The 26284-nt window shown below is 59.7% G+C and carries 18 protein-coding genes; 11 read left to right on the forward strand and 7 right to left on the reverse strand.

Annotated features, from left to right (window positions below; translation table 11 throughout):
- The first annotated feature begins 88 nt into the window (after window positions 1-88).
- Complete coding sequence (locus AC1RKH_RS05135; RefSeq protein ID WP_123423674.1) at window positions 89-382, forward strand: hypothetical protein; 294 nt, start codon at window positions 89-91, stop codon at window positions 380-382.
- A gap of 137 nt (window positions 383-519) precedes the next feature.
- On the opposite strand, the gene AC1RKH_RS05140 is transcribed toward AC1RKH_RS05135, so the two are convergent.
- A complete protein-coding gene (locus AC1RKH_RS05140; RefSeq protein ID WP_493062199.1) occupies window positions 520-5418 on the reverse strand; it encodes an alpha-2-macroglobulin family protein in 4899 nt (1632 codons plus the stop codon).
- Window positions 5419-5669: 251 nt separating this feature from the next.
- On the opposite strand from AC1RKH_RS05140, the gene AC1RKH_RS05145 reads away from it, so the two are divergent.
- Window positions 5670-6548 (forward strand): hypothetical protein, encoded by an 879-nt coding sequence (locus AC1RKH_RS05145; RefSeq protein ID WP_493062198.1) that lies wholly within the window; start codon window positions 5670-5672, stop codon window positions 6546-6548.
- 196 nt (window positions 6549-6744) lie between these two features.
- Window positions 6745-8085, forward strand: coding sequence for an MATE family efflux transporter (locus AC1RKH_RS05150; RefSeq protein WP_493062197.1), 1341 nt, complete (start codon window positions 6745-6747; stop codon window positions 8083-8085).
- Window positions 8086-8104: 19 nt separating this feature from the next.
- Here the strand turns inward: AC1RKH_RS05150 and AC1RKH_RS05155 are convergent, their stop codons facing one another.
- The 6 genes from AC1RKH_RS05155 to AC1RKH_RS05180 all read right to left on the reverse strand — a co-directional run bounded on the left by AC1RKH_RS05155 (window position 8105) and on the right by AC1RKH_RS05180 (window position 14885).
- A complete protein-coding gene (locus tag AC1RKH_RS05155) occupies window positions 8105-8890 on the reverse strand; it encodes a DUF4123 domain-containing protein (protein WP_493062196.1) in 786 nt (261 codons plus the stop codon).
- Entirely contained in the window at window positions 8887-10326 is a 1440-nt protein-coding gene (locus tag AC1RKH_RS05160; RefSeq protein WP_493062195.1) for a contractile injection system protein, VgrG/Pvc8 family, read from the reverse strand. The genes AC1RKH_RS05155 and AC1RKH_RS05160 overlap by 4 nt, the downstream gene beginning before the upstream one ends.
- 233 nt (window positions 10327-10559) lie before the next feature.
- Window positions 10560-12473, reverse strand: a complete 1914-nt coding sequence (gene speA / locus AC1RKH_RS05165; RefSeq protein WP_493062194.1) for an arginine decarboxylase — start codon at window positions 12471-12473, stop codon at window positions 10560-10562.
- Window positions 12474-12694: 221 nt separating this feature from the next.
- Window positions 12695-13066 carry a translation initiation factor Sui1 gene (locus AC1RKH_RS05170; RefSeq protein ID WP_493062193.1) on the reverse strand — a complete coding sequence of 124 codons (372 nt, stop codon included), beginning with the start codon at window positions 13064-13066 and terminating at the stop codon, window positions 12695-12697.
- A gap of 178 nt (window positions 13067-13244) precedes the next feature.
- Entirely contained in the window at window positions 13245-13814 is a 570-nt protein-coding gene (locus AC1RKH_RS05175) for an NUDIX hydrolase (protein WP_493062192.1), read from the reverse strand.
- 3 nt (window positions 13815-13817) lie between these two features.
- Window positions 13818-14885 carry a DUF2333 family protein gene (locus AC1RKH_RS05180; RefSeq protein WP_493062191.1) on the reverse strand — a complete coding sequence of 356 codons (1068 nt, stop codon included), beginning with the start codon at window positions 14883-14885 and terminating at the stop codon, window positions 13818-13820.
- Between the two features lie 290 nt (window positions 14886-15175).
- On the opposite strand from AC1RKH_RS05180, the gene gcbA reads away from it, so the two are divergent.
- From gcbA to prmA, 8 genes are all read left to right on the forward strand, one after another.
- A complete protein-coding gene (gcbA, locus tag AC1RKH_RS05185) occupies window positions 15176-16846 on the forward strand; it encodes a diguanylate cyclase GcbA (RefSeq protein WP_493062190.1) in 1671 nt (556 codons plus the stop codon).
- A gap of 970 nt (window positions 16847-17816) precedes the next feature.
- Window positions 17817-18860 carry a methyl-accepting chemotaxis protein gene (locus tag AC1RKH_RS05190; RefSeq protein ID WP_404942508.1) on the forward strand — a complete coding sequence of 348 codons (1044 nt, stop codon included), beginning with the start codon at window positions 17817-17819 and terminating at the stop codon, window positions 18858-18860.
- Window positions 18861-19041: 181 nt separating this feature from the next.
- A complete protein-coding gene (locus AC1RKH_RS05195; RefSeq protein ID WP_493062188.1) occupies window positions 19042-20805 on the forward strand; it encodes a protein-disulfide reductase DsbD in 1764 nt (587 codons plus the stop codon).
- 131 nt (window positions 20806-20936) lie between these two features.
- Entirely contained in the window at window positions 20937-21392 is a 456-nt protein-coding gene (gene aroQ / locus AC1RKH_RS05200) for a type II 3-dehydroquinate dehydratase (RefSeq protein ID WP_401120647.1), read from the forward strand.
- Window positions 21393-21416: 24 nt separating this feature from the next.
- Entirely contained in the window at window positions 21417-21881 is a 465-nt protein-coding gene (accB, locus tag AC1RKH_RS05205; protein WP_123423688.1) for an acetyl-CoA carboxylase biotin carboxyl carrier protein, read from the forward strand.
- A gap of 17 nt (window positions 21882-21898) precedes the next feature.
- Window positions 21899-23263, forward strand: a complete 1365-nt coding sequence (accC, locus tag AC1RKH_RS05210) for an acetyl-CoA carboxylase biotin carboxylase subunit (protein ID WP_123423689.1) — start codon at window positions 21899-21901, stop codon at window positions 23261-23263.
- Between the two features lie 336 nt (window positions 23264-23599).
- Window positions 23600-25150 (forward strand): RNA/DNA-binding domain-containing protein, encoded by a 1551-nt coding sequence (locus tag AC1RKH_RS05215; protein ID WP_493062187.1) that lies wholly within the window; start codon window positions 23600-23602, stop codon window positions 25148-25150.
- Between the two features lie 237 nt (window positions 25151-25387).
- Window positions 25388-26266 carry a 50S ribosomal protein L11 methyltransferase gene (gene prmA / locus AC1RKH_RS05220; RefSeq protein WP_493062186.1) on the forward strand — a complete coding sequence of 293 codons (879 nt, stop codon included), beginning with the start codon at window positions 25388-25390 and terminating at the stop codon, window positions 26264-26266.
- Window positions 26267-26284 lie beyond the last annotated feature (18 nt).

Below are 26284 nucleotides of genomic sequence, written 5' to 3' on the forward strand. Positions count from 1 at the left end.
AAACCTCTATGCTTCAAGGGCGCTCGCCAGCCCTGACAATGGCCAAAGAGCCCAGCTCTGGCACCCACTCTTTCATCAGGACGCACACATGCAGGTAGATAGCTTTTTCGAATGGCTCGGCCAGGCGCTGGGTTCGGTCATCCGGTTCATCGTCGATACGCTCAGTGGGTTGTTCAATGCCTTGACTCACGCCAGCGGCAACTTTGTCGACGGGCTGTCGCGGGCACTCGGCATGGAGCCCTCGATCATCAGCATTCTCGTGCTGATCATCGGTTTGATGCTGTTGTACTCGGCGATCCGCGCCTTCATGCGTGCGTCGATCATCGCTGGGGTTATCTGGCTGGTACTGGGGTTGTGGGTGCTGAGCTGGGTGGTTCACTAACCCAAATCAGTGCCACGTCCTTGTGGGAGCGAGCTTGCTCGCGATGATGGCTTCACATTCAACAAATATGTTGCCTGCCAGACCGCTATCGCGAGCAAGCTCGCTCCCACAATGTACTGATGCATCATCTCTTTCGGTTAACGCCCCTTGATCACCATCTCCGGCACGGTTTCGCCCACGGCTTGCCAGTTCGGCCGGTACATCGATTCCACTTGCGGTGGCGGTACGCGATAGGTGCCGGGGGTGACGGCCCGCGCCAGGTACAGCAAATGCGTGGTGCCGTAGCTGTCCAGGTTCAGCGCCGCAACGTAACGGTCATCGCGAAATTCCTGATGCTTGAGGCTGGCGTTCTGCATCGAACCGCGCCATTCCTTGACCTTGCTGCTGGCGTTTTCCAGGCTCGCGGCGCTTTGCGCCAGGTTCTGGTTTTCCAGTTCCAGACCGGCCGGCAGCAAGTCCACCACTAACGCATCCGGTACCCGCTGCTTGGCGGCGACCGCAATGTGCACCAGCACCAGATCGCCGCTGGCCAAAGCCTGGAGGTTCAACGGCTGGCCGTTCATGCCCAGGTACTCGCGGCGAATGCTCAGGTTTTCGCCACCGGGAACCGGAGCCTGAACCGGATACCCGGAAATGGTCAGTTGCTGATAGACCGGTTCGCTGCCCTCATTTTTCAAGGTCAATGCCGATGACAACAGCTTGCCTTCCAGTCCCAGAGCTGGCCGATCATTGTTCAGTTCGACTTCAGCCTTGCCACTCACCAGAACCTTCCAGCTGGCTTCCGGTTTACCGATCAAGCCGCGACCGGCAAGAAACAGCGAGTTACGTTCCTGGGTCGACAGGTACGGGCTGGCGGCCAGTTGATCGGACAGTTCGAACAACCGCTCTTCGAGCTTGCCTTTGCCCAAATCGTTTTCTTCCAGCAACGCCAGAATCAGCGCCTGATCGCGCAATGGGCTGCCGTAATCGGCCAACCAGTCATTCGGTTTGCGTGAGGCCGCAAGCCCCGCGAGCAAGGCCTGATCGGCACGCGGCTGATCGCCCATCTTCTGCAGGGCGATCGACAGCTGCACCAGCGGCAAACCGGAACGGGCATCGGTGCGACGATCGAACAGGCTGCGCAGCGCGCCCAACGGTGCCTGCTGGCTACGGGCCAACACCAGACCGGCGTAGGCCTGCACCGCAAAACGGGTGTGCTCGGCATTTTCGCTGTAGTTCACTTCGATCAGGTTGCGTTCTTGCAGGTAACGCAACAGTCGCTCGCTGGCTTTTTTCAGCGCCTCGGGCGGCACACCAAAACCCTGGTCGCGAGCACGCAACAGGAAGTCGGTGACATAGGCGGTCAACCAGTATTCTTCTTCACCCTCGGCGCCCCACAGACCAAAGCTGCCGTTGTAGCGCTGCATGCCCAGCAAGCGCTCGATACCGAGTTCGATCTTGCGTTTGCGGTCGGCGTCCGGCTCGCCTTCCAGACCAAGCCGTTTCAGGCTCGCGGCATCGGCATAGAGCGATGGGTAGAGCCCGCTGGTGGTTTGTTCCAGGCAACCGTAAGGGTAAGCCTTGAGGGCGCGAATCTGCTCGCCAAGGTTCAGCGGCGGCCGGCTCGACAGGCTGAGCAAGGCCTCACGCCCGGACGCGTCGAACAGCGACAATTCACCCTCTGGCAAACTCCACGGCTGATCCTTGAGCACCGCACGATAGTGCTTGAGCAACGCCGGATACGCCGGACGCACGCCCAAGGTCCACTCGCGGGTGAATGGCGGCAGGTTCTCGCCCGGCAGGTCGAGCCCATTGACCAGCACCTTGACCTTGCCCTGACCGAAACCGCCCTGTGCGCGCACCGGGATCCGCAGCGTAGTGCGCTGGCCCTGAGTCAGCTGCACGCGGTGCACCTCCTCGTTGATCAGGTCCAACGGGCCTTGGGTGCTCAGTTGCACCTCCAACGTCTGTGCCTTACCCGAGAGGTTCGACAGGTCCAGCGCCAACGTCGTCTGGTCGCCACCCGCGAGGAAGCGCGGCGCCGACAGTTCGGCAATCAGCGGCGCGGCGATCACGGTTTTGCCTTCGGCCATGCCATAGCGATCATCGGTCCAGGCCTGGGCCATCAACCGCAGTTCACCGTTGAAGTCCGGGATGTTGACGCTGACCTCACCTTCACCCTGCTCGTTCAACGTCACCGGTGCGCTTTGCAAGGCGACGATGGTCACGCTGGTGTCCGGACGTTTGCCGCCCTTGGCCAGCGCCGCGTCACCACCGAAGGCCAGACTGGCCAAACGGCCCTGACCAGCTTCGATCAGTTGCCCGTAAACGTCGAGTTGGTCGGCGCTATAAGCCTTGCGACCAAACAGGCTGGAGTACGGATCCGGCGTCGGGTACTCGGTGATATTGAGGATGCCGACGTCCACTGCCGCCAGCAGCACATGCACCTGTTTCGGCACGCTGCCATCGGCGTTTTTTGCTTGAATCTTCACGCTCAGCGGTTGTTTCGGACGCATTTTTTCCGGCGCCGTCAGGCTCAAGCCAAGTTTGCGCTGAGTCCGGTCCAGCGGCAGGTGCAGCACCCCGACCGCACGTTTCGGGGTGACGTTGGCTTTGCGCTCGCCGGGACGAATCACCAGCGCACTGACGTACAGATCGTGGCGCGCCCACTTCGGATCAAGCTTCACTGCGAAGCTTTTGCCCTCGGCCGGCACATCGATTTCCTGCCACCACAACGGGCCATCGGCCGATTCCACCAGCAAATAGCCATTGCCGGCAGCCGGTGGGGTCACGGTGACGTTGGCGGTATCGTCATCGCCATAGGCGGGCTTATCCAGCGCCAGTTTGACCTGGTCCGGACGCACCGCGCCGCCTTGGGCGTTGTCTTGGGCACGGTAGCCGGCCCAGAAGCGCAGACTGCTGACGATGCCGGTTTGCGGGTCTTCGACTTCGACGCGATACGGGCCCCACTCCACCGGGAAGCTGATCTTCGCCGTGTCGCCGGCCTTGATGCTGACGGTTTCTTCGTCGAGGTTGAGGAATTTTTCGTTGAAGTGATAGCTCCAGCCATCGCTCTCCGAGTAGTTCCAGTAGTAGTCGCGGCGCTCACGGACCAGCCGCACCTTGAGGTTGTCGGCGGCCAGTTTCTGGCCTTCATTGTTGGCCATCAACAGTTCGAATTCGACCGGGCCATCGCCGTTGATTTCCTGGCCATTGAACAATGCGCGCAGACCCGGCAAGCGATCCGCCGGCCAGACCGGTTGCACCACGCGCCGGGTAATCGGCCGGCCACCGGACTCGTGCAGGCTGGCCTGGACGATCAGTTGCAGCGGCGACTTGGCCCCGGCCCATTTGCTCTCAAGCGAAATCACCGCCTTGCCGTCGGCGTCCAGTGCAGTTTCATCCAGTTCCAGGTCCTGGCTCAGTTCCTCTTCGGTGACCGAGCCGAATTGATAGCCCGGTAAACCTTTGACCGCCTCACGCAATGGCCGTACGTAAACCTGACCACTCAAGCGATTGCCTGACGCCGGCGCGCCGTAGAGGTAGCGACCGTTGACGCTGATTTCCGCAGTGTCGGCGGGTTTGATCGGCGTATCGCTGCCCTTGAGCTCCAGTGCCAGACGCTCAGGCAGGAAGTCTTCGACCAGAAACTCGTAGAGCTGCGGCTTGCCGTCGCCCAGATCGAACACCAGTTGCCAACGCCCGGTCGGCGCTTCGCCGGCCAGTTGCAGTTGATATTGATAGAGGCCCGAGGCATCGGCGTCCCAGACGAACTTGCGACTGACCTGCGCATCCGGCCGACGCACTTCGACGCTGACGGGCTGCGGTTTGACCGCGTTGCCATCCTTGTCCCGCAACAGTGCGTTGAGCAGCACGGTTTCGCCGGGGCGATAGAGGTCACGCGGGCCAAACACAAAGAATTGCAGCGGATGGGCTTGTGGCCCACCGATATTGAACTCGGCCAGATCCAGCGCCGCGCTGTTGAGGCGCAGCATGCTGGTCTGTTCGCCCTGATGGGCCAGTAGCACTTCAGCCTTTTTCGCCAGCGGCAACTCGGCGTGGCCACCCTTCTCGGTTTTGCCCTGACCGACCACTCGGCCATTGGCGTCGAGCAGTTCGAGGCTGACGTCGTCCAGCGCTTTGCCGCCTTCCAGCGCTTGGGTAAACACGTCCAGACGGTTCTGGTAACGGTGCACCGACAGGCCGATGTCGCTGAGGGTGAACAGGGTCGCCGGTTGCGAGTAACTGTAGGTGCCGGAGGCGCGCATCACCGCCAGGTAGACACCCGGCTGTTGCAACGGCTTGAGGCCGGCAATTGGCAGCAGCAGGGTTTCACGGGTGTTGCGCGCCGGGTTCAGGTCGAAACGGCCGCCGTAGACCAGATCGGCCATCGGCAGCAGCTCACGCGATTCATAGCTTTGCAGGCTGCTGTTGCGGCCCCATTGGGTGAGGAACGCCGGCAGCGATTCGGGCTTGATGCGGAAGAATTCGACATCGATCCTGGCGACGTTCAAGGCGATTACCGGCAGACCTTCCGCCAGGCGAGTCGGCAGCAAGGTACCACGGCTGGCGAAACCCACAGTCGGTTGCAGGTCGCGGGTTTCCAGACGACTGCTGTATTCGGTGGCCAGTTTGGCGTCGTTTACCCCCAACAGTCCGGCGTCGATGGTCAGCACCAGTTTGCGCTGTGGTTCAAGGTGGCGCAGGCGCAGCTCCATCAGGTTGTCCGAAAGCTCCCAGGCGCCATCGACCTTGCCAGTCTTGCTGTCCACCAGATGCAGTTTGTCGGCGAACTTCTGCTCCGGGTCCAGCGGCACCGAGAAACTCACCGACAGTGTGCTGGCACCGTCGAGCTGGATTTCCGAGACATCCACCACGCTCAGTTCTCGACCGGCGTAACGCTGCTTCAGCGTAGCGACATCCTGCACGACCTTGGCCTTGGGTGTCGTAACTGGCGCCGCTGGCGCAGGACTGGCCGGCGCTTTGGTCGAGGTCGATGAATCGCAGGCGCTGAGCAGCATCAGCGCGCAGGCCAGAAACAATCCTTTGTTAAGCATGGGGCACTCGTCGACAGGGGATTCGAGCGGTGAACTATATATCAGCGCAGGCACAGCGGCTGTGGCGTTGGTCACATTGACCGGCGGGAGCGGGATTTTTACCGCTTGTCCGAACTGTCAGAAATGACAGTAGATAGACAACAGCATTAGTACCCATGCTTTGGAAGCTGGAGAAGGATCTTAAGGCTCAAGTATCAACCCTCCTTATATTTCCCCCAGCCTCCATAAATCAGATATAGGCTAGTAATAAAATGAATGAAAAAATAGAATTCACAAATTCCGACCAAATCTCCTTCTCTATTGAGAATTGGTGGTCGGAAGAGCAGTTAGCAATAAGACCTCCAGTATATTACAAAACAACCAACAACGACTTCCACACAATTGACACTTGGGGAGCAGGAGTTGGTGGAAGGTACCTCTCAACTGAAACGCGCCTGAACGCACACAATTTAAAGACAGGCTATATCCCAAGTTCCCAACCACTATCACTTACCGGCACAACAACTAATTGCTTATTCAACCTTGAGAGAAAATCAAGCTATATTACCTTCAGTTCTTCACTCCCAGACGGAGCAGTCGAATATCGGTCACATTTTTATAGTGATATCACCTGGGGCGTAATATTAAAGGTCAAGGGACAGAAAACCAGAGCTGATAACCACGCAGATAAGAAGCCTGAAAAAAATCAGTACAACCAATATGACCTGACAGACAACAACTACAAGTTCAGCACCCTCGTAACCACTACAGCTTCAAGCACTAAAACGATAGCAGATACAGAAACGTTTTCATTTCTGCAGAACATCAACATCTACTTTACAGGTGGCATCTACCAGCGGATAAGTGGAAAGCTAACCAAAATAGATCACTCATTACTTGGCGGCTACGCGACTTTCGGAGGATTCTACGCACTCACCGACAACGAAAGCAGACTTTACCCTGAAGGCATCTCAAAACTAACAGTATTAGATGGATTATCAGAGAGCATCGCAAACATTACATTTGATCACAACACATCAAACAAAACAGTGACAATAACAGTGACAAGACACACTAGCAAAATATGTGACATCCGAGACTTAAGGGAGGTAGGGTACGGCTTTCCAAATACAATTTGCTTTGCCTTGTAAGCTCAGCTTGCGCTGTTAAACCATGGTAATTTCCCAAGCAGACTTGGGAAATTACCTATCCACATCTAACAGGACAAGGCTAGGAAACTGCTCATAGCCTTACTTGCTTGATAATACGCGACTGATACTCCGCCCCCCAATGGATCAGTATCATTGCGAGTAAATGGCTACAATACTGCTCCCTCAAGGAGCCTGCATGTCTACACTGATTACCGACTGGCGCGATCGCCCGACTCATCGCCGCGTCTGGGCGCTTGCCGCGCCGATGATTCTTTCGAACATTTCCGTGCCGCTGGTGGCGCTGGTCGACAGCACGGTGATCGGCCACCTGCCTCACGCGCATCAGCTCGGCGCTGTCGCAGTGGGCGCTAGCCTGTACACGTTTCTGGCCTGGGCCATGGGTTTCCTGCGCATGGGCTCCACCGGGTTTGCCGCGCAGGCGGCCGGACGCGGTGACGGCGCAGCGCTGCGGCAGATCCTGCTGCAAGGCTTGCTATTGGCGATGGGCTTGTCGCTGCTGCTCGGAATGCTTGGCGTACCGCTGAGCGGTGTGGCGCTGCACTTCATGCAACCGTCTGCCGAGCTCGATCAACTGACCCGCGAGTTTTTCCACACCCGGCTGTTTGGCTTACCGGCGGCGCTGGCCAGTTATGCCCTGGTCGGCTGGTTCCTCGGCACCCAGAACGCCCGCGCGCCGCTGGCGATTCTGTTGACCACCAATCTGGTGAACATCGCCCTCAACCTGTGGTTCGTCCTGGGTCTGGAATGGGGTGTCGTCGGGGCGGCCCGCGCGTCAGTGATCGCCGAATGGACCGGCGCCCTGCTCGGCCTGGCCATGACCCGTAACGCCCTGCGCGCCTACCCCGGGCATATCGCCTGGGCGGCGCTGGCGTTGTGGCAGAGCTGGCGGCCGTTGCTGGCGGTCAACCGCGACATCTTCATTCGCAGCCTGGCGCTGCAATCGGTGTTTTTCATGGTCACCGTGCAAGGCGCACGGCTCGGCGATGCGACGGTGGCGGCGAATGCCCTGCTGTTGAATGGCTTGCTGTTGACGGCTCATGCCCTGGATGGCCTAGCCCATGCGGTGGAAGCTCTTTGCGGCCACGCCATCGGCGCCCGCGACCGTCAGGCCTTGCGTCGGTCCTTGGTGGTGGCCTGCGGCTGGTCACTGATTGCCAGCCTGGGTTTTGCGCTGTTGTTCCTGTGCGCCGGGCATCTGTTCATCGAGATGCAAACCAGCATCCAAAGCGTGCGCGACACCGCATTCATCTATTTACCGTACCTCGCAGCTCTGCCGCTGATCGCCGTTTGGAGCTACTTGCTCGATGGTCTGTTCATCGGCGCCACCCGTGCCCGGGAAATGCGCAACGGCATGCTGCTGACAGTACTTGTGCTGCTGCCATTTGCCTGGGCGTTGCGAGATTTCGGCAACCACGGACTGTGGTTGACCTTTCTGCTGTTCATGTTATTGCGCAGCCTGACGCTTGGGACTTTCGCCTGGAACCTGCGCAAGAACGATGGCTGGTTCGCAGTCTGAATATCGTGCTGTTCCGGTTCTACCAACGATGGCTCTGCCAGCGGTTGCGCAAGCTGTCGAGTCGCTCTTGCTGAGTCCGCCCCGGCAGGTGTTCTTCAGGCGTGGCTGACGGGTACTGCAAGCGCAGCCGCAACCAGCCATCGAGTACGGCGCTTTCGCTGAAACCCTGCTCGAGTCCTTCCTGCACACAGGACCAGATCGCGTCAAAGTCGTGGCCCGTCGAACGACTCCAGTGCCAGGCATGTCGCTCCAGCAGGCACACCTGCAACTTGCCCTTCTGGTGAAGACTGAGGTTGTCTTCGATGGCCAGTTCGCTGACGGCCACCCGGGGGTTGACCAAATGTTGCCAACCCAGACTGCCGATCGCCCGGTCTGCCCAGGTGCCGCCATACCAGTACACTTTATCGATCGGCCCCAGCCAGCGGCTCAACTCGCGGGCATCACAGGCATCAAAAAAGTAACTGGCGATAAACGGGTTGTAGTAGCTCAGCAGGCCCTTGTAATGAAGCCCGAAGGTGACCGTGAGCATGCGGCGAAGGTGCCCGAGCAACTGCTCCGATCGCACGGAACTGACCAGCAGCAACCCCGGCCAGTCCGCTGGCTCGCCGTGGCAACATTGCGCCAGAGACGATTGCGCCGAGAGTTCGATCAGCTGTGGTCCCTGGTCGCGCAACGCATGCAGGTCGGTGTTCTCGAACAGCGCGTAACGCGGTGCATCGGCAAAACGCTGCTGCAGGTTCCACCCGGCGTCCGGCGAACCCGGTACATCCAGCAAAAGCCATTGCGCCGACTGGACAGCGATCATGCCGCACCACTTTGGCCAAGCCCTGCCACCGTGCGGCAGACACAGATCGCTTGCCGGCAATACATCAAGCTCCCCCCGCCGGGTATCAAACACAGCAACACCAAGGGCTGACTGCTCTGGACCAACGTCAACAAGTCATGGCGGCCAGCCGGCGGCAAATCCGCAAGCGTCGGGGTCTGCTCCCCGACCGGTACTTGCTCCACGGTCTTGAGGCTGACCGGGAGTGGCAACAGCACCTCGTTTGCCGTGGCTGGGGGAGCCTCCTCGGGAGGCAGCAGCGTGTCGGCGATAAACGTCGGCCCGCGAAATACACCGGTGATCAATGGCTGGTCCGGATCGCCCTCGATAAAGCTCACACAGACCTCAACCCCCGTCGTTAAATCGGCAACCGTTTCGGCACACAGTCGGGGCGAAACCGGTAGCCAGCAATGGCTGGGCCGTGCGCCCTCGCCCTGATAAAGCCAATCGAACTGTACGGCGATGCGTTGCGCGCAGTCGCTGCGCACTTCGTCCACCTCGACCACCCAGCCACGTTGCACGCTATTCATCCGTGGCTTCGCGCTTGGGCAGGACGCTGCAAACGGCGTCTCCCAAGGAATCGCACCAATACGATTCCGGTAGTACGGCATCTGCACCTGGCTGCCCGAATGCTCGACTCGAGTCAGCAACCACAAGTGATTCCAGTCGGCACAGGGATGCCCCGACAACGGCATCAACACGCCGCTACGCACGTTCGGCAGGTCCGTTTCGCCTTCGGCGACAGGTTTCAGCGCTCCATCCTGACCGGGCATATCGGCGTGAGCATGAACCTTGAACCGCCTGACCGCAGGTGCAGTGCCCAGCTCGTCAAAAGCCGCGCTGTCGCCCGGACGAAAGCTTCGTTGAGAGTCGGCAAAGATCAGGCGATGACCACCTTTGCAGTGCTGGAAGTGGTAGTGAATCCGTTCTTCTTCGCACAGGCGCTGCACAAACGCCAAATCCGATTCGCGGTACTGGGTGCAAAAGTCCCGCACGGGGTAGTCGTCCCTGAGCTCAAATCGACAGGCCTTTTCGTTTATGCCGTGCTCCCTCAGCACCTGAACCAGAATCTGCGGGACGGACAGCCCGGTAAAAATCCGCTGGTTGAAGCGTTGCGCCAGGCAGGCCAGTTTCGGCCCAAGGCACAGACGCCAAAGCGCAGGCACCACGCTGTCGTGAAGCGGAGTGAGGTCATGAATCTGTCCATGGATACCGGCGTCCGCCCCCCCGAACCCCAGATAGGCTGAACGGAACATCAGGCTGGCGATGTCCAGTCGCCGCTCATCGAGCTGCAGATCCAGCTCGAAGGCAAAGGGCTGGCTGATGGACTCGCTACCGATAAAGGCTACAACGGCAAAGGGTTGGGGCTGACCCGCTATCTCCAGACGAAATGACGGCTCGTTGACGGAATCGAACATCGGCGTTTCTCTACAGGAGGGGCGGCCGGGGATTCTCGCTGAGAGACATGGCCGAGTAGAGTGCCGAAATACAACTTAGGAAATGACCTACATGAAATAGAGACCACGCAGCGTTGATAGTGCGGGAGCGCGGCAAATCACTGCAAAAATAAAGAAATGCCGTACCAGGTCCTCCGAAAATTCCACATTACGCGGAGTATTTTCAGACAACCTGGTCACAGCCGCTCGTTACCTCAAGAAGACAGGTAAGACGAGCGAGTCAGACCCAGACGCAACGCATCGAGGTACTGGGTACGCTCGGTGGCACTGATACGGGCGCTGGCAACCTTGTCACGGTAATGTGTCATCAGCTCTTCTGGCGACAAGTGCACGTAACGCAGCATGTCTTCGATGGTGTCGTGGGTTTCGATACCGGCGTGGTAAACGCTGCCGTCGGCATTCTGGTAGATGTTCACCGAATCGGTGTCACCAAACAGGTTGTGCATGTCACCGAGAATTTCCTGGTAAGCACCCACCAGGAAGATCCCCAGCAGGTAATCTTCGCCATCGTTCAACCCGTGTACCGGCAGGCTGGTTTCGATGCTCTGCTCGTCGACGTACTGCTTGATCTTGCCGTCGGAGTCGCAGGTCAGGTCTTGCAGCACGGCACGGCGCATCGGCTCTTCATCAAGACGGTGCAGCGGCAGGATCGGCAGTACCTGGCCGATGGCCCAGGTGTCCGGCAGGCTCTGGAATACCGAGAAGTTGCAGATGTATTTGTCGGCCAGCTTGTCGTTGAGTTCGTCGAGCACCTGACGGTGCGAGCGCTGACGGGCTTTCAACGAGTTGTGCAGGCGACGGCAAACAGCGAAGTAGCATTGCTCGGCCAGGGCTTTCTCGGCCAGGGTCAGCTTGCCATCGGCGTACTGGGTGGCCACGTCGCTCATGTAGTGAGTGGCGCGCCAGTAGGTTTCGGTGACCATTTCGATGTCGGTCGGACCGAGCAGGTCTACCAGCCACTGCACGGTTTCCGGCAGCTCTTCCTTGTTCTCGATCATCGGCACGTCGTCGTTGTGTTTCTCGACGTCGGTGACCTGTACCACCAGCATGGCGTGGTGAGCGGTCAGCGAACGGCCACTCTCGGAGAAAATGTTCGGGTGCGGCAGGTTCTGCGCGTCGCAGAATTCCTTGAGCATGCCGACCACGACACCGGCGTAATCGTCCATGTCGTAGTTGATCGAGCTGGCGTTACGCGAGTGGGTACCGTCGTAGTCGACACCCAGGCCACCGCCAACGTCGATGTGATCCACCGGCAGGCCAAGGTTGCGCAGCTCGCCGTAGTAACGGATCGCTTCCTTGAAGCCGTGCTGGTAGTCCGCCAGGTTGGCAATCTGCGAGCCCATGTGGAAGTGCAGCAAGCGAATGCCCTGATCCAGGCCCGCCGCGCGGAAGCGTTCAACCACCGACAACAGTTGCGCGGCAGACAGACCGAACTTGGATTTTTCGCCGCCCGTGTCAGCCCATTTGCTCGATGCCAGGGACGACAGGCGAACCCGCAGACCGACTTGAGGCTTGACCTTCAGCGAGGCGGCCTCTTCGATCACCAGCCCGACTTCGGATTCTTTCTCGATCACGATGAACACATTGTGGCCCAGCTTCTGGCCCATCAGTGCCAGACGGATGAACTCACGGTCCTTGTAACCGTTGCAGACAATGGTGCCGCCCTTTGGCGCCAGGGCCAGCACGGCCAGCAGCTCCGGCTTGGAGCCGGCTTCCAGACCGATCGAAACGTTCTGGGTGGCGATGATGTTCTCGATCACCGCTTCTTGCTGGTTAACCTTGATCGGGTACAGCGCGGTGTATTTGCTCTGGTATTCCAGACGCTCGATGTTCGCGTCAAAAGCACCGGTCAGCTGACGAACGCGGTCTTGCAGAATATCGGGAAAACGCACCAGCAGTGGCAAGGACAGGCCGCTTTTGCGCAGCTGTGCGACTTGTTCGAACAGATCGATAGGTGCGCTGCTCGGGCCGTTCGGACGAACTTCTACGCGACCGGCGTCACTGATCGCGAAATACCCGGCCCCCCAATGGCGAATCCCGTAAACACTGCGGCTGTCCGCAACTGTCCATTGGCTGCCATCGTCTTTGCGTGTGCGTCGTACGGACATCGAAGTCCCCTATAAAGAAGTCAAAGAGCGCCACCCGGGTTGAGGGCTGGCGCAGTCTAAAGAATGAAAATGACGATTAGCCTGCAACGGGCTTGTAGACCTCGTTATCAGCGCTGAGTTTAGAAACCGGTCAGAACAGGCTCTGTGAAAACCATGGAGACGACGTTAAACCTGAATCGGATCAGGACTGCATCAAGTCGGGGTGGTTTTCACAGAGGCTGCTAGCCGCCGGATTTCTTCGCTTTGAAACCAAGTTTGATCAGCTCTGCCAAGAGTAGCTCGACATGATCACCCTGGATTTCGATGATCCCGTCCTTCAACGCCCCCCCCGTGCCGCAACGTTTCTTCAACGTCGTGGCCAGATCCTTGAGTGCGTCTTCCGCCAGCGGTACGCCGCTGATGGTGGTCACCGTCTTGCCGCCACGGCCCTTGCTTTCGCGACGCACGCGCGCGATGCCGTCGCCGGCAGGGATAACGGTTTGTTTGCAGATGCAGGCTGCCACCGGCTGGCTACAGTCCGGGCAATGTCGACCTGCGTCGGTGGAGAATACCAGGCCACCAAGGGCGGCGAAGGATGCGGCTTTTTTGGCCACCGGCAATCCTCTTGGGAGGACAAAGACTGGTCGCAGCAACGTTGGCACGTGCTATCGACCGCGAAGCCCCACTCAGGCAGGGGCAGCGCTACTGGACCAGGCAACGCCGGTTCAGCTTGAAAAGGTCGCGCAGTGTAACGGCAAAAAGCGCACTTGCTAAGAGCCAATCGGCGCCAATTTATAGATCTTTTGCGACGCCCTTTACAGCGTCCCCCCCTCTTGAGCGCAGATAGCGCTTCAACGCCGCCAGAGAGTCCGGGCAATAAGGCTTTTGCTGTATTTCCTGCATCACTTGTTCGATGGGAATAAAGCGTGCCTGGAGCACTTCTTCCGGCTGCAGGTTCAACGGACCGTCCCAGACCGCCGAGAACGCCGAACACCACAGGCGGTTGCCGGTGTCCTCGAAGAAAAAATGATCATGGGCGGTCAGCTCGACCCCACTGACACCCAACTCTTCTTCCAGCTCACGGGCCGCCGACTCGGCGTAGGTTTCGGTCGCCAGCACCATCCCGCCCGCCGCTACATCCCAGTATCCCGGATAGATGGCTTTGCTGAACGTGCGCTGATGCACGCACAGTTCACCCGCAGAGTTGAACAGCATGATGTAAGTGCCGCGCCCGATCAGCCCGCGCACGCGTAAATCCGAGCGCACCAGGGAGCCGAGCAGGTTGTCCTGCTCGTCGACCCAGGCGATCTGTTCGGCGTCAGAGGCCGCGCGGTGCGCAGCCTCATTGGAGGTGGCGACCATGACTCAGCCCTGGTTAAGCAGTTGACGCAAGTCGATAACCGCGGCGTTGGCCCGCGAGATGTAGTTGGCCATGACCAGCGAGTGGTTAGCCAGTATCCCGAAACCGCTACCGTTGAGGATCATCGGGCTCCAGACCGGCTCCTGCGAAGCCTCCAGCTCACGAATGATCTGACGCACGCTGACCGTGGCGTTCTTCTTCGCCAGCACATCGGCGAAGTCGACTTCGATGGCGCGCAGCAAATGCGACAGCGCCCAGGCCTGACCGCGCGCTTCGTAGAATACGTCGTCGATCTGCAGCCAAGGGGTCTCCACTCGCTCTTCATCCACCTGCGGCACCTGACCCGGCGCCAGGGTTTCAGTTTTCAGCGCGGTGTTCAGCTTGACCCGGCCAACGCTGGCCGACAGCCGTTGCGACAGTGAACCCAAACGGGTCGCGACATCACCCAGCCAGTTGTTCAGGTTGTCGGCACGCGCATAGAACTGGGCACTTTTTTGCGTTGGATCGGACAGACGAGCCTGGTAGCGGCTCAGGGAGTTGATGCCTTCCTGGTACTCCGACTCGCTGGACGGCAGCATCCAGCTCTTGTTGTCGAAGTTGAAGCGCGGCTCGGCCTTGGCCAGATCGGCGTCTTCAGCCGATTGCGATTGCGAACGGGCGAAGTCTTTACGCAAGGCGCGGGTCAGATCGCGCACTTGTACCAGCACGCCGTATTCCCAATTTGGCATGTCATCCAGCCACAAGCCCGGCGGAAAACGGTCGTTGGAAATATAGCCACCCGGCTTGTTCAGCAAGGTACCGGCGACAGTCTTGAGGGTTTCCACCGTGGTGTAGCCGACGACCATCTGCTTGCCTTCCTTCTCGGCGGCCAGTTGCGCGTTCTGCTGAACCGGGAACAGCGCAGGTTCATGGCTCCAGTACCAGCCCACGGCGAGGATCACCAGTAAATACAGGCCGATCAACGTGGCCAATGCACGGCTGAACAGCAGGCCACCGAAATAGCTGCGGGTTGCCGACTTGGGTTCGGCGGCACGTTCAGGCGCGCTGCCTGTGCGGTTCTTCCAGTCCAGCATGGCGATATCCTTTCAATCACTTGAGTTCATCGGTTCGACCACAACCCTACTCCATCGTGCTTAGCTGCGAGCGGATTAAATCGCCCGGCAGACCATGGATCGCACATCGGTCATGAATCGAGCAGCCACTATAAATGAAGCACAGCTTTGATCCTATGAGACCCGTCGGTCAGGAACTGAATAACGTCGCTTTGCAGATTATTGACGCACGACACTCATGCAACTTAAAAGAGGTGCTAGCATAGAGCCACCAGTCGATCTCAGCATGCACCCTAACTAGTAGTCAGGATATGACCGAGCCAGAAGACCCCAGCCGTGAGCGCCTCAAGCACCACTTTGCCCAGCGGGTAATTCATCAAGCACGTCAAATTCTTGAGATATGGCAGCGCCTGCAACGCAGTGAATGGTCTGGCACCGACCTCGCGGAGCTGAGTGAAGCGAACCTGCGCCTGCTGCGTTTCGCCGAACGCTTCGAACAACCCGAACACAGCCACCTGGCGCACGGCATCAGCCAGTCGCTTGCAGCCGTCGACGCCAACCGCGGGCGCCTGAGCAGCGGGCTGATCACCGATCTCAATCGCCTGATGCAGCGTCTGTCGCGCACCGGCCTGCGGCACGGCGATCAGCTCGAACAAACCTTTCTACCGCCTCTGCGCAAACCGATCTACGTGATGTTGCAAGATCACGACCGCGCCGAGCGACTGGCCAAGCAACTCGAATTTTTCGGTCTCAGCGCACAATCGCTGGACAGCGTGGCGGCGTTTCGCTCCTCAATGGTCGAGCGGCTGCCGGCAGCAATTGTCATGGACGTCGACTTCAGCGGTCCGGGCATGGGCCTGCAACTGGCGGCCGAAGCTCAAACAGGGCTGGAGCACCCACTGCCGCTGCTGTTTTTCAGCCTGCTGGAAACCGATACCCCGACTCGCCTCGCGGCCGTCCGCGCCGGTGGCCAGGAGTTTCTGACCGGCACCCTCGAAGCGTCGAGCCTGCTGGAAAAGATCGAAGTGCTGACCTGCGTCGCGCAGTACGAACCGTATAAAGTGCTGATCATCGACGACTCCCGCGCCCAGGCCCTGCACACCGAGCGCCTGCTCAACAGCGCCGGGATCGTCACCCGCACCTTGATCGAACCGATCCAGGCGATGGCCGAACTGGCGGACTTCCAGCCGGACCTGATCATCCTCGACATGTACATGCCCGCCTGCACCGGCACCGAGCTGGCCAAGGTGATCCGCCACAACGACCGTTACGTCAGCGTGCCGATCATTTACCTGTCGGCCGAAGACGACCTGGACAAGCAACTCGACGCCATGAGCGAGGGCGGCGACGACTTCCTGACCAAGCCGATCAAGCCACGGCACCTGATCACCACCGTGCGCAACCGCGCAGCCCGGGCGCGCAACCTCAAGGCGCGAATGGTCCGTGACAGCCTGACCGGTCTCTATAACCACACCCACATTCTGCAATTGCTCGAAGACTGCAGCTTCCGCGCCCGCCGCGAAAACAAGCCGCTGAGCTTTGCGATGCTCGACATCGACCACTTCAAGCGGGTCAACGACAGCCACGGCCACCCGATGGGCGACCGGGTGATCAAGAGCCTGGCGCTGTTTCTCAAGCAACGCCTGCGCAAGACCGACTTCATCGGCCGATACGGCGGCGAAGAGTTCGCCATCGTCATGCCGGACACTGATATAGAGTCCGCCTACAAAGTGCTCGATGAAATCCGTCAGCGCTTTGCCGAGATTCACTACCCGGCCCAACCGCAGGACCTTTGGTGCACCTTCAGCGCCGGGGTGGTGGACCTGCACGAAGACTCCGACAGCCTGATGATGGCCAGCCAGGCGGACGAGGCGTTGTACCGCGCCAAGGATGCCGGACGCAATCGCGTTCAAGCGGCGCGACAGTCGAATCAAAGTGCCACTTTTTCATCTGAATCCACTGATTCAGTCATAACCCTGTAACACAAACGCAATAACTTCAGGCACTTACCATTCTGTCGTTGGTAGAACCGCGATGCGCCTGAAGTTGCTGACCAATCTCAATACCCTGCTTTTAGTCGCGGTGTGCCTCGCACTCGGCGCCACGCTCTGGTGGTCGCAAAAAGCTCTGGAGCGCCCTTATCTGTTGATGGAGCGCTACCTGGGGCTGTCGCAGCAATTTCAAAATCAAGTGGCGCGCAACGTCGAAGATTACCTGGCCAGCGGCGATGCCCTGCGCCTGAGCAGCGCCAGCCAAGCCATCGAGACCCTGCAAAAAGAACTCACCGAGCTGCCGCCCGACCTGGCTGAAAGCTTGCGCCCAAGCCTTGCCAGCCTCGATGAATTCAGCAAAACCGACTTGCTGGCCGCCGGCAAACTGGCGGGTGATCCGCAAGCCTTGCTGCTCCAGGCCGAGCGCGAGCTTGGCGCCAGCCTGGAGCAACTCAGCCAATACGCCACTGGCACCAACACGCCAGCCGCTGCTGCCTATCTTCCACCCCTGCTGGCAGCCTCGCAGCACGTGGGCAAGCTCTCACTGGCCCGGGACAAACTGGTCAGCAGTGGCCGCAGTGAACTGGCGGCCGATGTCGAGCGTGAAGTCAGCAGCATCCGCACCCAGGCCGAGCTGATCGAAGCGCTGCCGCTGCTTGGCGTGACCGCCAGCAAAGAATCGAACACCGACGATTTCTCGGCGATGATGGGTCTGGAGAACACCGAAAAAACCGTCGCCGAAGATGCCGGTATCGGCTTCAAACGTGAACTCGCCAGCCTGCTCACCCGCTACCCTGCCGAACTCGGCCGCACCCGCGATCAGATTCAGAAACGCGCCGACCTCAGCGCCGCCACCCACCTGAAAATTTCCGCCGTGCAGCAAGCCATCGCCGGGCTGGAACCGGCCGTTCGCGCTCAACATGGGCAAATCCAGGGTGAAGTGCGGCTCATGCAGGGCGTGATGATCGGCCTTATCCTGCTGATCGCACTGCTGATCGACACCTTGCAACGACGCCTCGCCCGAGTATTGACCAACCTTGCGCCAGCGCTGTCGACCTGGGCCGAAGGCGACTTCAGTCGGGACATCCAGCTCGGCGCAACCAATCGTGAGCTTCACGACATTCAAGAGTCGCTGAATCGCCTGCGCGCCTATCTGGTGGATCTGGTCGGGACGATCCGCCTGAACGCCGAACAGGTGGCCGGCAGCAGCCGGGTGCTGGCCGAGTTGAGCAGCGATTTGCACAGCGGTGCCGAACATCAGGCCGGCGACACCGCGCTGATCCGCGATTCCCTTGGCGAGCTGGAAGCCACTATCCAACAGGTGGCCGGCGATGCGAGCCAGGCCGCCGAAGCCAGCCGTCACGCCGGACTTGCGGTCGAGCACGGGCAAAAGGTCATTGGCTTGAGCCTGACCGGACTGCACGCGTTGGTCGGCGAAGTCCAGGGCAATGCCCAAATGATCGAGCATCTGGCCGAAGAGTCGGCGACCATCGGCGGCGTACTGACGGTGATTCGATCGATTGCCGATCAGACCAACCTCCTTGCCCTGAACGCGGCGATCGAAGCCGCCCGCGCCGGGGAAATGGGCCGTGGTTTTGCGGTGGTCGCCGAGGAAGTTCGCTCGCTGGCGCAACGCACTGCCGGCGCCACCGCTGAAATCCAGACCTTGATTGCCGGCCTGCAATCGGCCGCACGGCAATCGGTGGAAGGCATGCGCGCCCAGGTCGAACACGCCGAAGCCACCGCCAACCAGGCACAAGCAGCCGATGGTGCGCTGGACAAAATCGTCGGGGCGATCCAGACCATTGCCGACACCGCCGTGCGCATCGCCGATGTGACGGCGCAGCAAAGTGGCGCGGTCAGTGAGATCCGTGATCACAGCGAGCGGATTCATCAGTTGGGTGGGGACAACCTGGTGCGCATCGGCGAAGGTCGCAGCCAGGGCGAGAATCTGCTGGTGCTGGGCGGCCAGCTGCATACCGCCGTTCAAGCCTTCCGCGTCTGATAGATCGCCATCGCGAGCAGGCTCGCTCCCACATTCGACCGCATTCCCTTGGGCGAACTCGGTCACCTGTGGGAGCGAGCCTGCTCGCAATGGCGCCAGAACAGCCACCGCAGAACTTCCGGCCCTGCACACCCATCCGCCGTCCGCTATCATGCGCTCACCTCCGATACGCGAGACTCTCATGCGCCGTCTGCTCTACCTGATGCTGTTAGTGCTGGTCCTGCCGGTGAATGCCGCTGGCCTTTTGGACAGTCGCCCCAGTTCGACCCTGGGCTCGATCAACAACAGCGCCGACTTCCTGCCCGTGCGCGAAGCCTTTCAGCTGAGTCTGGTAGAGAGCACACCGCAATCGATCAAGCTGCGTTTCGTCGCCACCGAGGGTTACTACCTCTATCGTCATCGCTTCCAGTTTCGCAGCGAGCCCGCCGACATCGGTCTGGGCGCCGCGCAACTGCCTTCGGGCGAAAAAAAGCACGACGAGTACTTCGGCGATGTCGAGGTCTACCACGGCATCCTCGACGTAGACCTGCCACGCAACAGCGCCGATCAACGGGCTTTCACGCTGGCCGTCACCTACCAGGGCTGCGCCGATAAAGGCCTGTGTTATCCACCGGAAACCGAACGCCTGAAGATCGACGGCGCAGCCGCCACGACTACGGCCAGCGCCAGCACCTGGAGCTGGCGTGAACTGGCGTTGTTTTTCCTCGCAGGCCTTGGCCTGACCTTTACGCCTTGCGTGCTGCCAATGCTGCCGATCCTCTCCGGCGTAGTGTTGCGTGGTCAGGTCGGCGGGCTACGCGGTTTTAATCTGTCGCTGGCCTACGTCTTGCCAATGGCTGCCTGCTTCGCCGCACTGGGCGCATTGATGGGGATGTTCGGCGCCCAGCTGAACCTTCAGGCACGCCTGCAATCTGCGTGGGTGCTGGTGCCGTTCGCCCTGTTCTTCGCGGTATTTGCCTTGGCGATGTTCGGGGTTTTCGAACTGAAACTGCCCCACGCCGTCAGCAGCCGTCTGGACCGCATTGCCGGTCGCACCGAAGGCGGTTCGCTGTGGGGCGCGGCGGTACTGGGCGTGGTGTCGAGCCTGCTGGTTTCGCCGTGCGTGTCCGCACCGTTGGCCGGTGCGCTGCTGTATATCAGCGCCAGCGGCGATGCGCTGGGTGGCGCGCTGAAGTTATTCGTTCTGGGCCTGGGGATGGGCGCGCCGTTGTTGCTGGTGGCCACCGGCGGCGCGGCCTGGTTGCCGAAAAGCGGCCCCTGGCTGGTCTACGTGAAAAACGCGATTGGCGTGCTGCTACTGGGGCTGGCGGTCGGTTTGCTCAGCCGGGTACTGCCGGGGCCATTCACCTTGCTGCTGATCGGCTTGCTGGCGGCCGGGGTCGGCTTGTTCCTGGGTGCGCTGGAGTTCGTCTACAAACCACCGCGAAAGCGCCTGGGCCAACTGCTCGGCATGTTCCTGGTGTTTTATGCGCTGGCCTGCTGGTACGGCGCCTTCAGTGGCCAGAGCAATCCGTTCAGTCCGATTGGCCAACCTGCGGTCGTCAACCTCGCGGGCAGCCCTCAAGCGCAAAAAACCAGCGAATGGCAGACCATCAGCACCCCGGTAGAACTCGATCGCGTCCTCGCCGAAACGAAATCCGCCAACACTCCGTTGCTGCTCGACTGGTACGCCGACTGGTGCATCAGCTGCAAAGTCATCGAACACGAGGTGCTCAACGATGCCAACGTCGTCGAACGACTCAAAGGCTATCGACTGATTCGCTTCGACATCACCGCCAGCAACGCCGAACAACGCGCCTTGCTCGACCGTTACAAACTGTTCGGGCCGCCAGCGCTGATGTTTTTTGGCAAGGATGGCAAGGAACGTGGCGATGTGCGGGTGATCGGCGAGATCAACGCAAAGGACTTCGCCGAACGTGTCGCTAAAGCGAATGACCAGATTTAATCAGTTGGTCACATAAATCGCGCAATCATCGGTCATTGTGCTGGCTATTGCAGAGAACTGGACAGTCACAAACGCTTTGCGGCATAGTCGCCGGGTTCTGATAACTGCACGCGGATAACAAGGAACAGCAGATGGCGACCCTACTGGTTTTGCACGGACCCAACCTGAACCTGCTCGGCACCCGCGAACCGGGCGTCTACGGGGCTGTGACCCTGGCCGAGATCAATCAGGATCTGGAACAACGCGCGCGCAATGCCGGCCACCATTTGCTCTACCTGCAAAGCAACGCCGAGTATGAATTGATCGACCGCATTCACGCCGCTCGCGGCGAGGGTGTGGACTTCATTTTGATCAATCCAGCAGCTTTTACACATACAAGTGTCGCATTACGTGACGCGCTGCTGGCGGTGAGCATCCCATTCATCGAAGTGCATTTGTCTAACGTGCACAAACGCGAACCTTTCCGCCATCACTCTTACTTCTCCGATGTTGCGGTGGGAGTGATCTGCGGCCTTGGCGCCAGCGGTTATCGACTGGCCCTGGAGGCCGCCCTGGAACAGCTTGAACAACAAGCTAAACGCCCCTGACCGACCCTTGGGAGTTGATGATTCATGGATATCCGTAAAGTTAAGAAACTGATCGAACTGCTGGAAGAGTCCGGCATCGACGAGCTCGAGATCAAGGAAGGCGAAGAGTCTGTTCGCATCAGCCGCCATAGCAAAACCCCGGCTCAGCAGTACTACGCTCCTGCGCCAATGCACGCTCCGGCTCCGGCACCTGTCGCTGCTGCTGCACCTGCTGTCGCCGCTGCACCAGCCGCTCCTGCAGCGCCAGTGCTGAACGGCAACGTTGCCCGTTCGCCAATGGTTGGCACCTTCTATCGCAAATCTTCGCCGTCCTCGCCGTCCTTCGTTGAAGTTGGCCAGAGCGTGAAGAAAGGCGACACCCTGTGCATCGTCGAAGCCATGAAGATGATGAACCACATCGAAGCTGAATCCAGCGGTGTGATCGAATCCATCCTCGTCGAAGACGGCCAGCCGGTTGAGTACGACCAACCGCTGTTCACCATCGTTTGAACCGCGGAGAGCCAACGATGTTGAAACCTGCGAAGTTGGAAAAAGTTCTGATCGCCAACCGCGGTGAAATCGCCCTGCGGATCCTGCGTGCCTGCAAAGAGATGGGCATCAAGACCGTCGCCGTTTACTCCAAGGCCGACAAGGAGCTGATGCACCTGGGCCTGGCAGACGAATCCGTTTGCATCGGTCCGGCATCGGCCGCGCACTCTTACCTGCACATTCCGGCGATCATCGCCGCGGCTGAAGTGACCGGCGCTACCGCCATTCACCCAGGCTACGGCTTCCTCGCGGAAAACGCCGACTTCGCCGAACAGGTGGAAAACTCCGGCTTCGCCTTCATCGGCCCGAAAGCTGAAACCATCCGCCTGATGGGCGACAAGGTTTCGGCCAAGCACGCCATGATCGCTGCCGGCGTTCCAACCGTTCCAGGTTCCGACGGCCCGCTGCCGGAAGACGAAGAAACCGCTCTGCGCATTGGTCGCGAAGTCGGTTACCCGGTGATCATCAAAGCCGCTGGCGGCGGTGGTGGTCGCGGCATGCGCGTTGTGCATAAAGAAGAAGACCTGATCTCCTCGGCCAAACTGACCCGCTCCGAAGCTGGCGCGGCGTTCGGCAACCCGATGGTCTATCTGGAAAAATTCCTGACCAACCCACGTCACGTGGAAGTTCAGGTACTTTCCGATGGCCAGGGCCATGCCATCCATCTGGGTGACCGCGATTGCTCGCTGCAACGTCGCCACCAGAAGGTTCTCGAAGAAGCGCCGGCACCGGGCATCGACGAGAAGGCTCGCCAGGAAGTCTTCGCTCGCTGCGTCAAGGCGTGCATCGACATCGGTTACCGTGGCGCAGGCACTTTCGAGTTCCTGTACGAGAACGGCAACTTCTACTTCATCGAGATGAACACTCGTGTCCAGGTAGAACACCCGGTTTCGGAAATGGTCACCGGCATCGACATCGTCAAGGAGATGCTCAGCATCGCCGCCGGCAACCCACTGTCGTTCACCCAGGAAGACGTCGTCATCCGCGGTCACGCACTGGAATGCCGGATCAACGCCGAAGACCCGAAAACCTTCATGCCAAGCCCAGGCACGGTCAAGCATTTCCATGCACCGGGCGGCAACGGCGTACGGGTCGACTCGCACCTGTACAGCGGCTACGCAGTTCCGCCGAACTACGATTCGTTGATCGGCAAACTGATCACTTACGGGGCAACCCGTGAAGAAGCCATGGCGCGCATGCGCAATGCGCTGGACGAAATCGTTGTCGACGGGATCAAGACCAACATCCCGCTGCACCGCGATCTGACCCGCGACGAAGGCTTCTGCAAAGGTGGAGTGAACATCCACTACCTGGAACACAAGCTGGCTGGCGACAAGCACTAAGCTTGAGCCGGTATACAACAAAGCCGCCTTCGGGCGGCTTTGTTGTTTCTGCGAAACAGTCCAGCACGATTAATCCGACACGCTGCATCCCTCCCCAGTAAAGACAGCCCCAATCGCCCGCACCAGCGAAGTCTGGCAGGATGTTGCCTTTGATTAGGCCGCACGCCCCCCAAGACAGTCTTCTCTGAAGAGGGCATCATCCCCTCAGCGCAGTTGCAAACAAGCGACCTACTGAGCGAGCCACTCTAGAAAAACCACTCATTCAAAAACGCGACCTGATGCGAGACCTCCTAACCGGTAAAGTCCCCGTCAAAGTTGACGAACCAGAGCCCGCCCATGCCTGAAAAATTGCCCATCAACCTCAACGACCTGCTGCGCCAGCGGACAGTAGAGAGCGAGCGAATCGAGTACAAAACGGGTTGGAATCCTGACCCGATCATTCGCACGCTCTGCGCCTTCGCCAACGACTTCGAAAATCTGGGCGGTGGTTATGTGGTGATTGGGCAGAATTGCGATGCCAACGGCCTACCGATTTTCCCACCGACAGGCCTTGGCGATCAGGTGCTGGACAAGATTCAGCTCGAATTACTGGCGGCTTGCCAATCTATTCAACCCGCTTACTTTCCAGTGCTGAGCATTGAAGAGGTCGAGGGTCGCAAGTTGATTGTGCTATGGGCACCGGGCGGGCAAAACCGGCCTTACAAGGCGCCTGCGGCCGTGACTGCCAGGCAAAAGAGTTGGCATTACTACATCCGTCGCTACAGCAGCACAGTGGAAGCCAAAGGCGAAACCGAGCAAGAACTCTTGAGCCTTGCCGCCAAAGTGCCGTTCGATGACCGTTTTCATCTGGGCGCCCGTGTCAGTGACCTGTCCAAACCACTGATGCAGCGCTTCTTGCAGGAAGTAGGCAGTGCATTGGCCGAAGATGCAGAGGCGTTATCTATTGAAGCCTTGGGGCGGCAGATGAACGTGGTGGGCGGTCCGATCGAGTCGCCCTGGCCAAAGAATGTGGGGCTGATGTTTTTCAACGACGCACCCGAGCAGTTTTTCCCACATACGCAAATTGATCTGCTGTGGTTCCCCGATGGCGCCGGCGGCGATGTCTTTGACGAAAAGATCTTCAAGGGGCCTCTGGCCACCATGACCCGCGAGGCCCTGGGTTATATCCAGCGCAATTTTTTACACGAGACGGTCATCAAGCATCCTGATCAGGCCGAAGCCACGCGCGTCTGGAACTTCCCTTTTGCGGCGGTAGAAGAGGCACTGGTCAACGCTGTCTATCACCGCTCCTATGAAGAACGCGAACCAATTGAAGTGCGCATCAGCCGTGAAGAACTGGTGATTTTGAGCTTTCCAGGGCCAGACCGCTCGATCCGAATGGAGGACCTGCGAGCAGGCCGCGCGGTGAGTCGTCGCTACCGTAACCGGCGCATTGGCGAGTTTCTCAAAGAGCTGGACTTGACCGAGGGCCGCTCGACCGGCATCCCCAAGATTCTCAAGGTCATGGCGGCCAACGGCTCGCCTGCGCCGCTGTTTGAAACCGATGATGATCGGATTTCCTATGTCGTACGCCTGCCAGCGCACCCTCTGACACAAGGGACGGACACCACGAACAGGGAAGTCACCATGGAAGTCACCATGGAAGTCACCATGGAAGTCGCGTCCCTGCTCAGGGTCGTGAATGGCGAAATGCGCCGGCAAGAGCTTCAGGCCGCCATGGGTTTGAAGAACGCCGAGCACTTTCGCAAGGCCTATGTATTACCTACCATCGCCAGCGGTTACCTGGAAATGACATTGCCTGACCAGCCCAACAGCCGACTGCAACGCTACCGCCTGACCTCCAAAGGCCAACAATGGCTGCAAACCCATGGCGCAAAACCTGCGTGACCGTTTTACCCGGCAACTTTCGCCAGTGCTTGCCGCCTAAGGTAGTCGATCATGCTGTGCGGGCGAACAACCTCACTGACGATGCTCACCCTCTCCCCTCAATACCCTGGAAGGCATCATCACCACCAAAAAGCTTCGCGAACAAGCTCGCTCCCACAAAAGCATCGCTCTCGCGTAAACTTGCGCGCTTCTCGCAGCCCGCTAGGCTGCACATTACACTTTCCAAAGGTGCCCGCCATGCCTTGGCTGCAAGTCCGTCTCGCCATCAGCCCAGAACAAGCCGAAACCTACGAAGACGCTTTCCTTGAAGTGGGCGCCGTATCGGTGACCTTCATGGACGCCGAAGATCAGCCGATCTTCGAGCCGGAACTGAATACCACCCCACTGTGGTCGCACACTCACCTGCTGGCCCTGTTCGAAGGCGGCACCGAAGCCTCCAGCGTACTGGCCCACCTTGAGTTGCTGACCGGCAGCCCGCTGCCCGAGCATCACAGCGAAGTCATCGAAGACCAGGACTGGGAACGCAGCTGGATGGACAACTTCCAGCCAATGCGCTTCGGTCGGCGCCTGTGGATCGTCCCGAGCTGGCACGCCGCGCCCGAGCCTGATGCGGTCAACCTGTTGCTCGATCCGGGCCTGGCGTTCGGCACCGGCACCCACCCGACCACCGCCTTGTGCCTGGAATGGCTCGATGGCCAGGACCTGAAAGACTGCCACGTACTGGACTTCGGCTGTGGCTCGGGGATCCTCGCGATCGCTGCACTGCTGCTGGGCGCCAAGGAAGCGGTCGGCACCGACATCGACGTGCAGGCGCTGGAAGCCTCCCGTGACAACGCCGGGCGCAACAACATCGACGAAGCGCTGTTCCCGCTGTACCTGCCAGAAGATCTGCCACAGGTGCAGGCTGACGTGCTGGTGGCCAACATCCTCGCCGGCCCGCTGGTTTCCCTGGCCCCGCAATTGTCCAGCCTGGTCAAGCCCGGCGGTCGCCTGGCGCTGTCGGGCATCCTCGCCGAGCAAGGCGCAGAAGTCGCAGAGGCTTATGCCGAGGACTTTGATCTGGACCCGATTGCCAATCGCGATGGCTGGGTGCGCATCACTGGCCGTCGGCGCTAAAATGAGCGCCTGCATACT

This window comes from Pseudomonas sp. GW822-FHT06B12 (genome assembly GCF_058799675.1).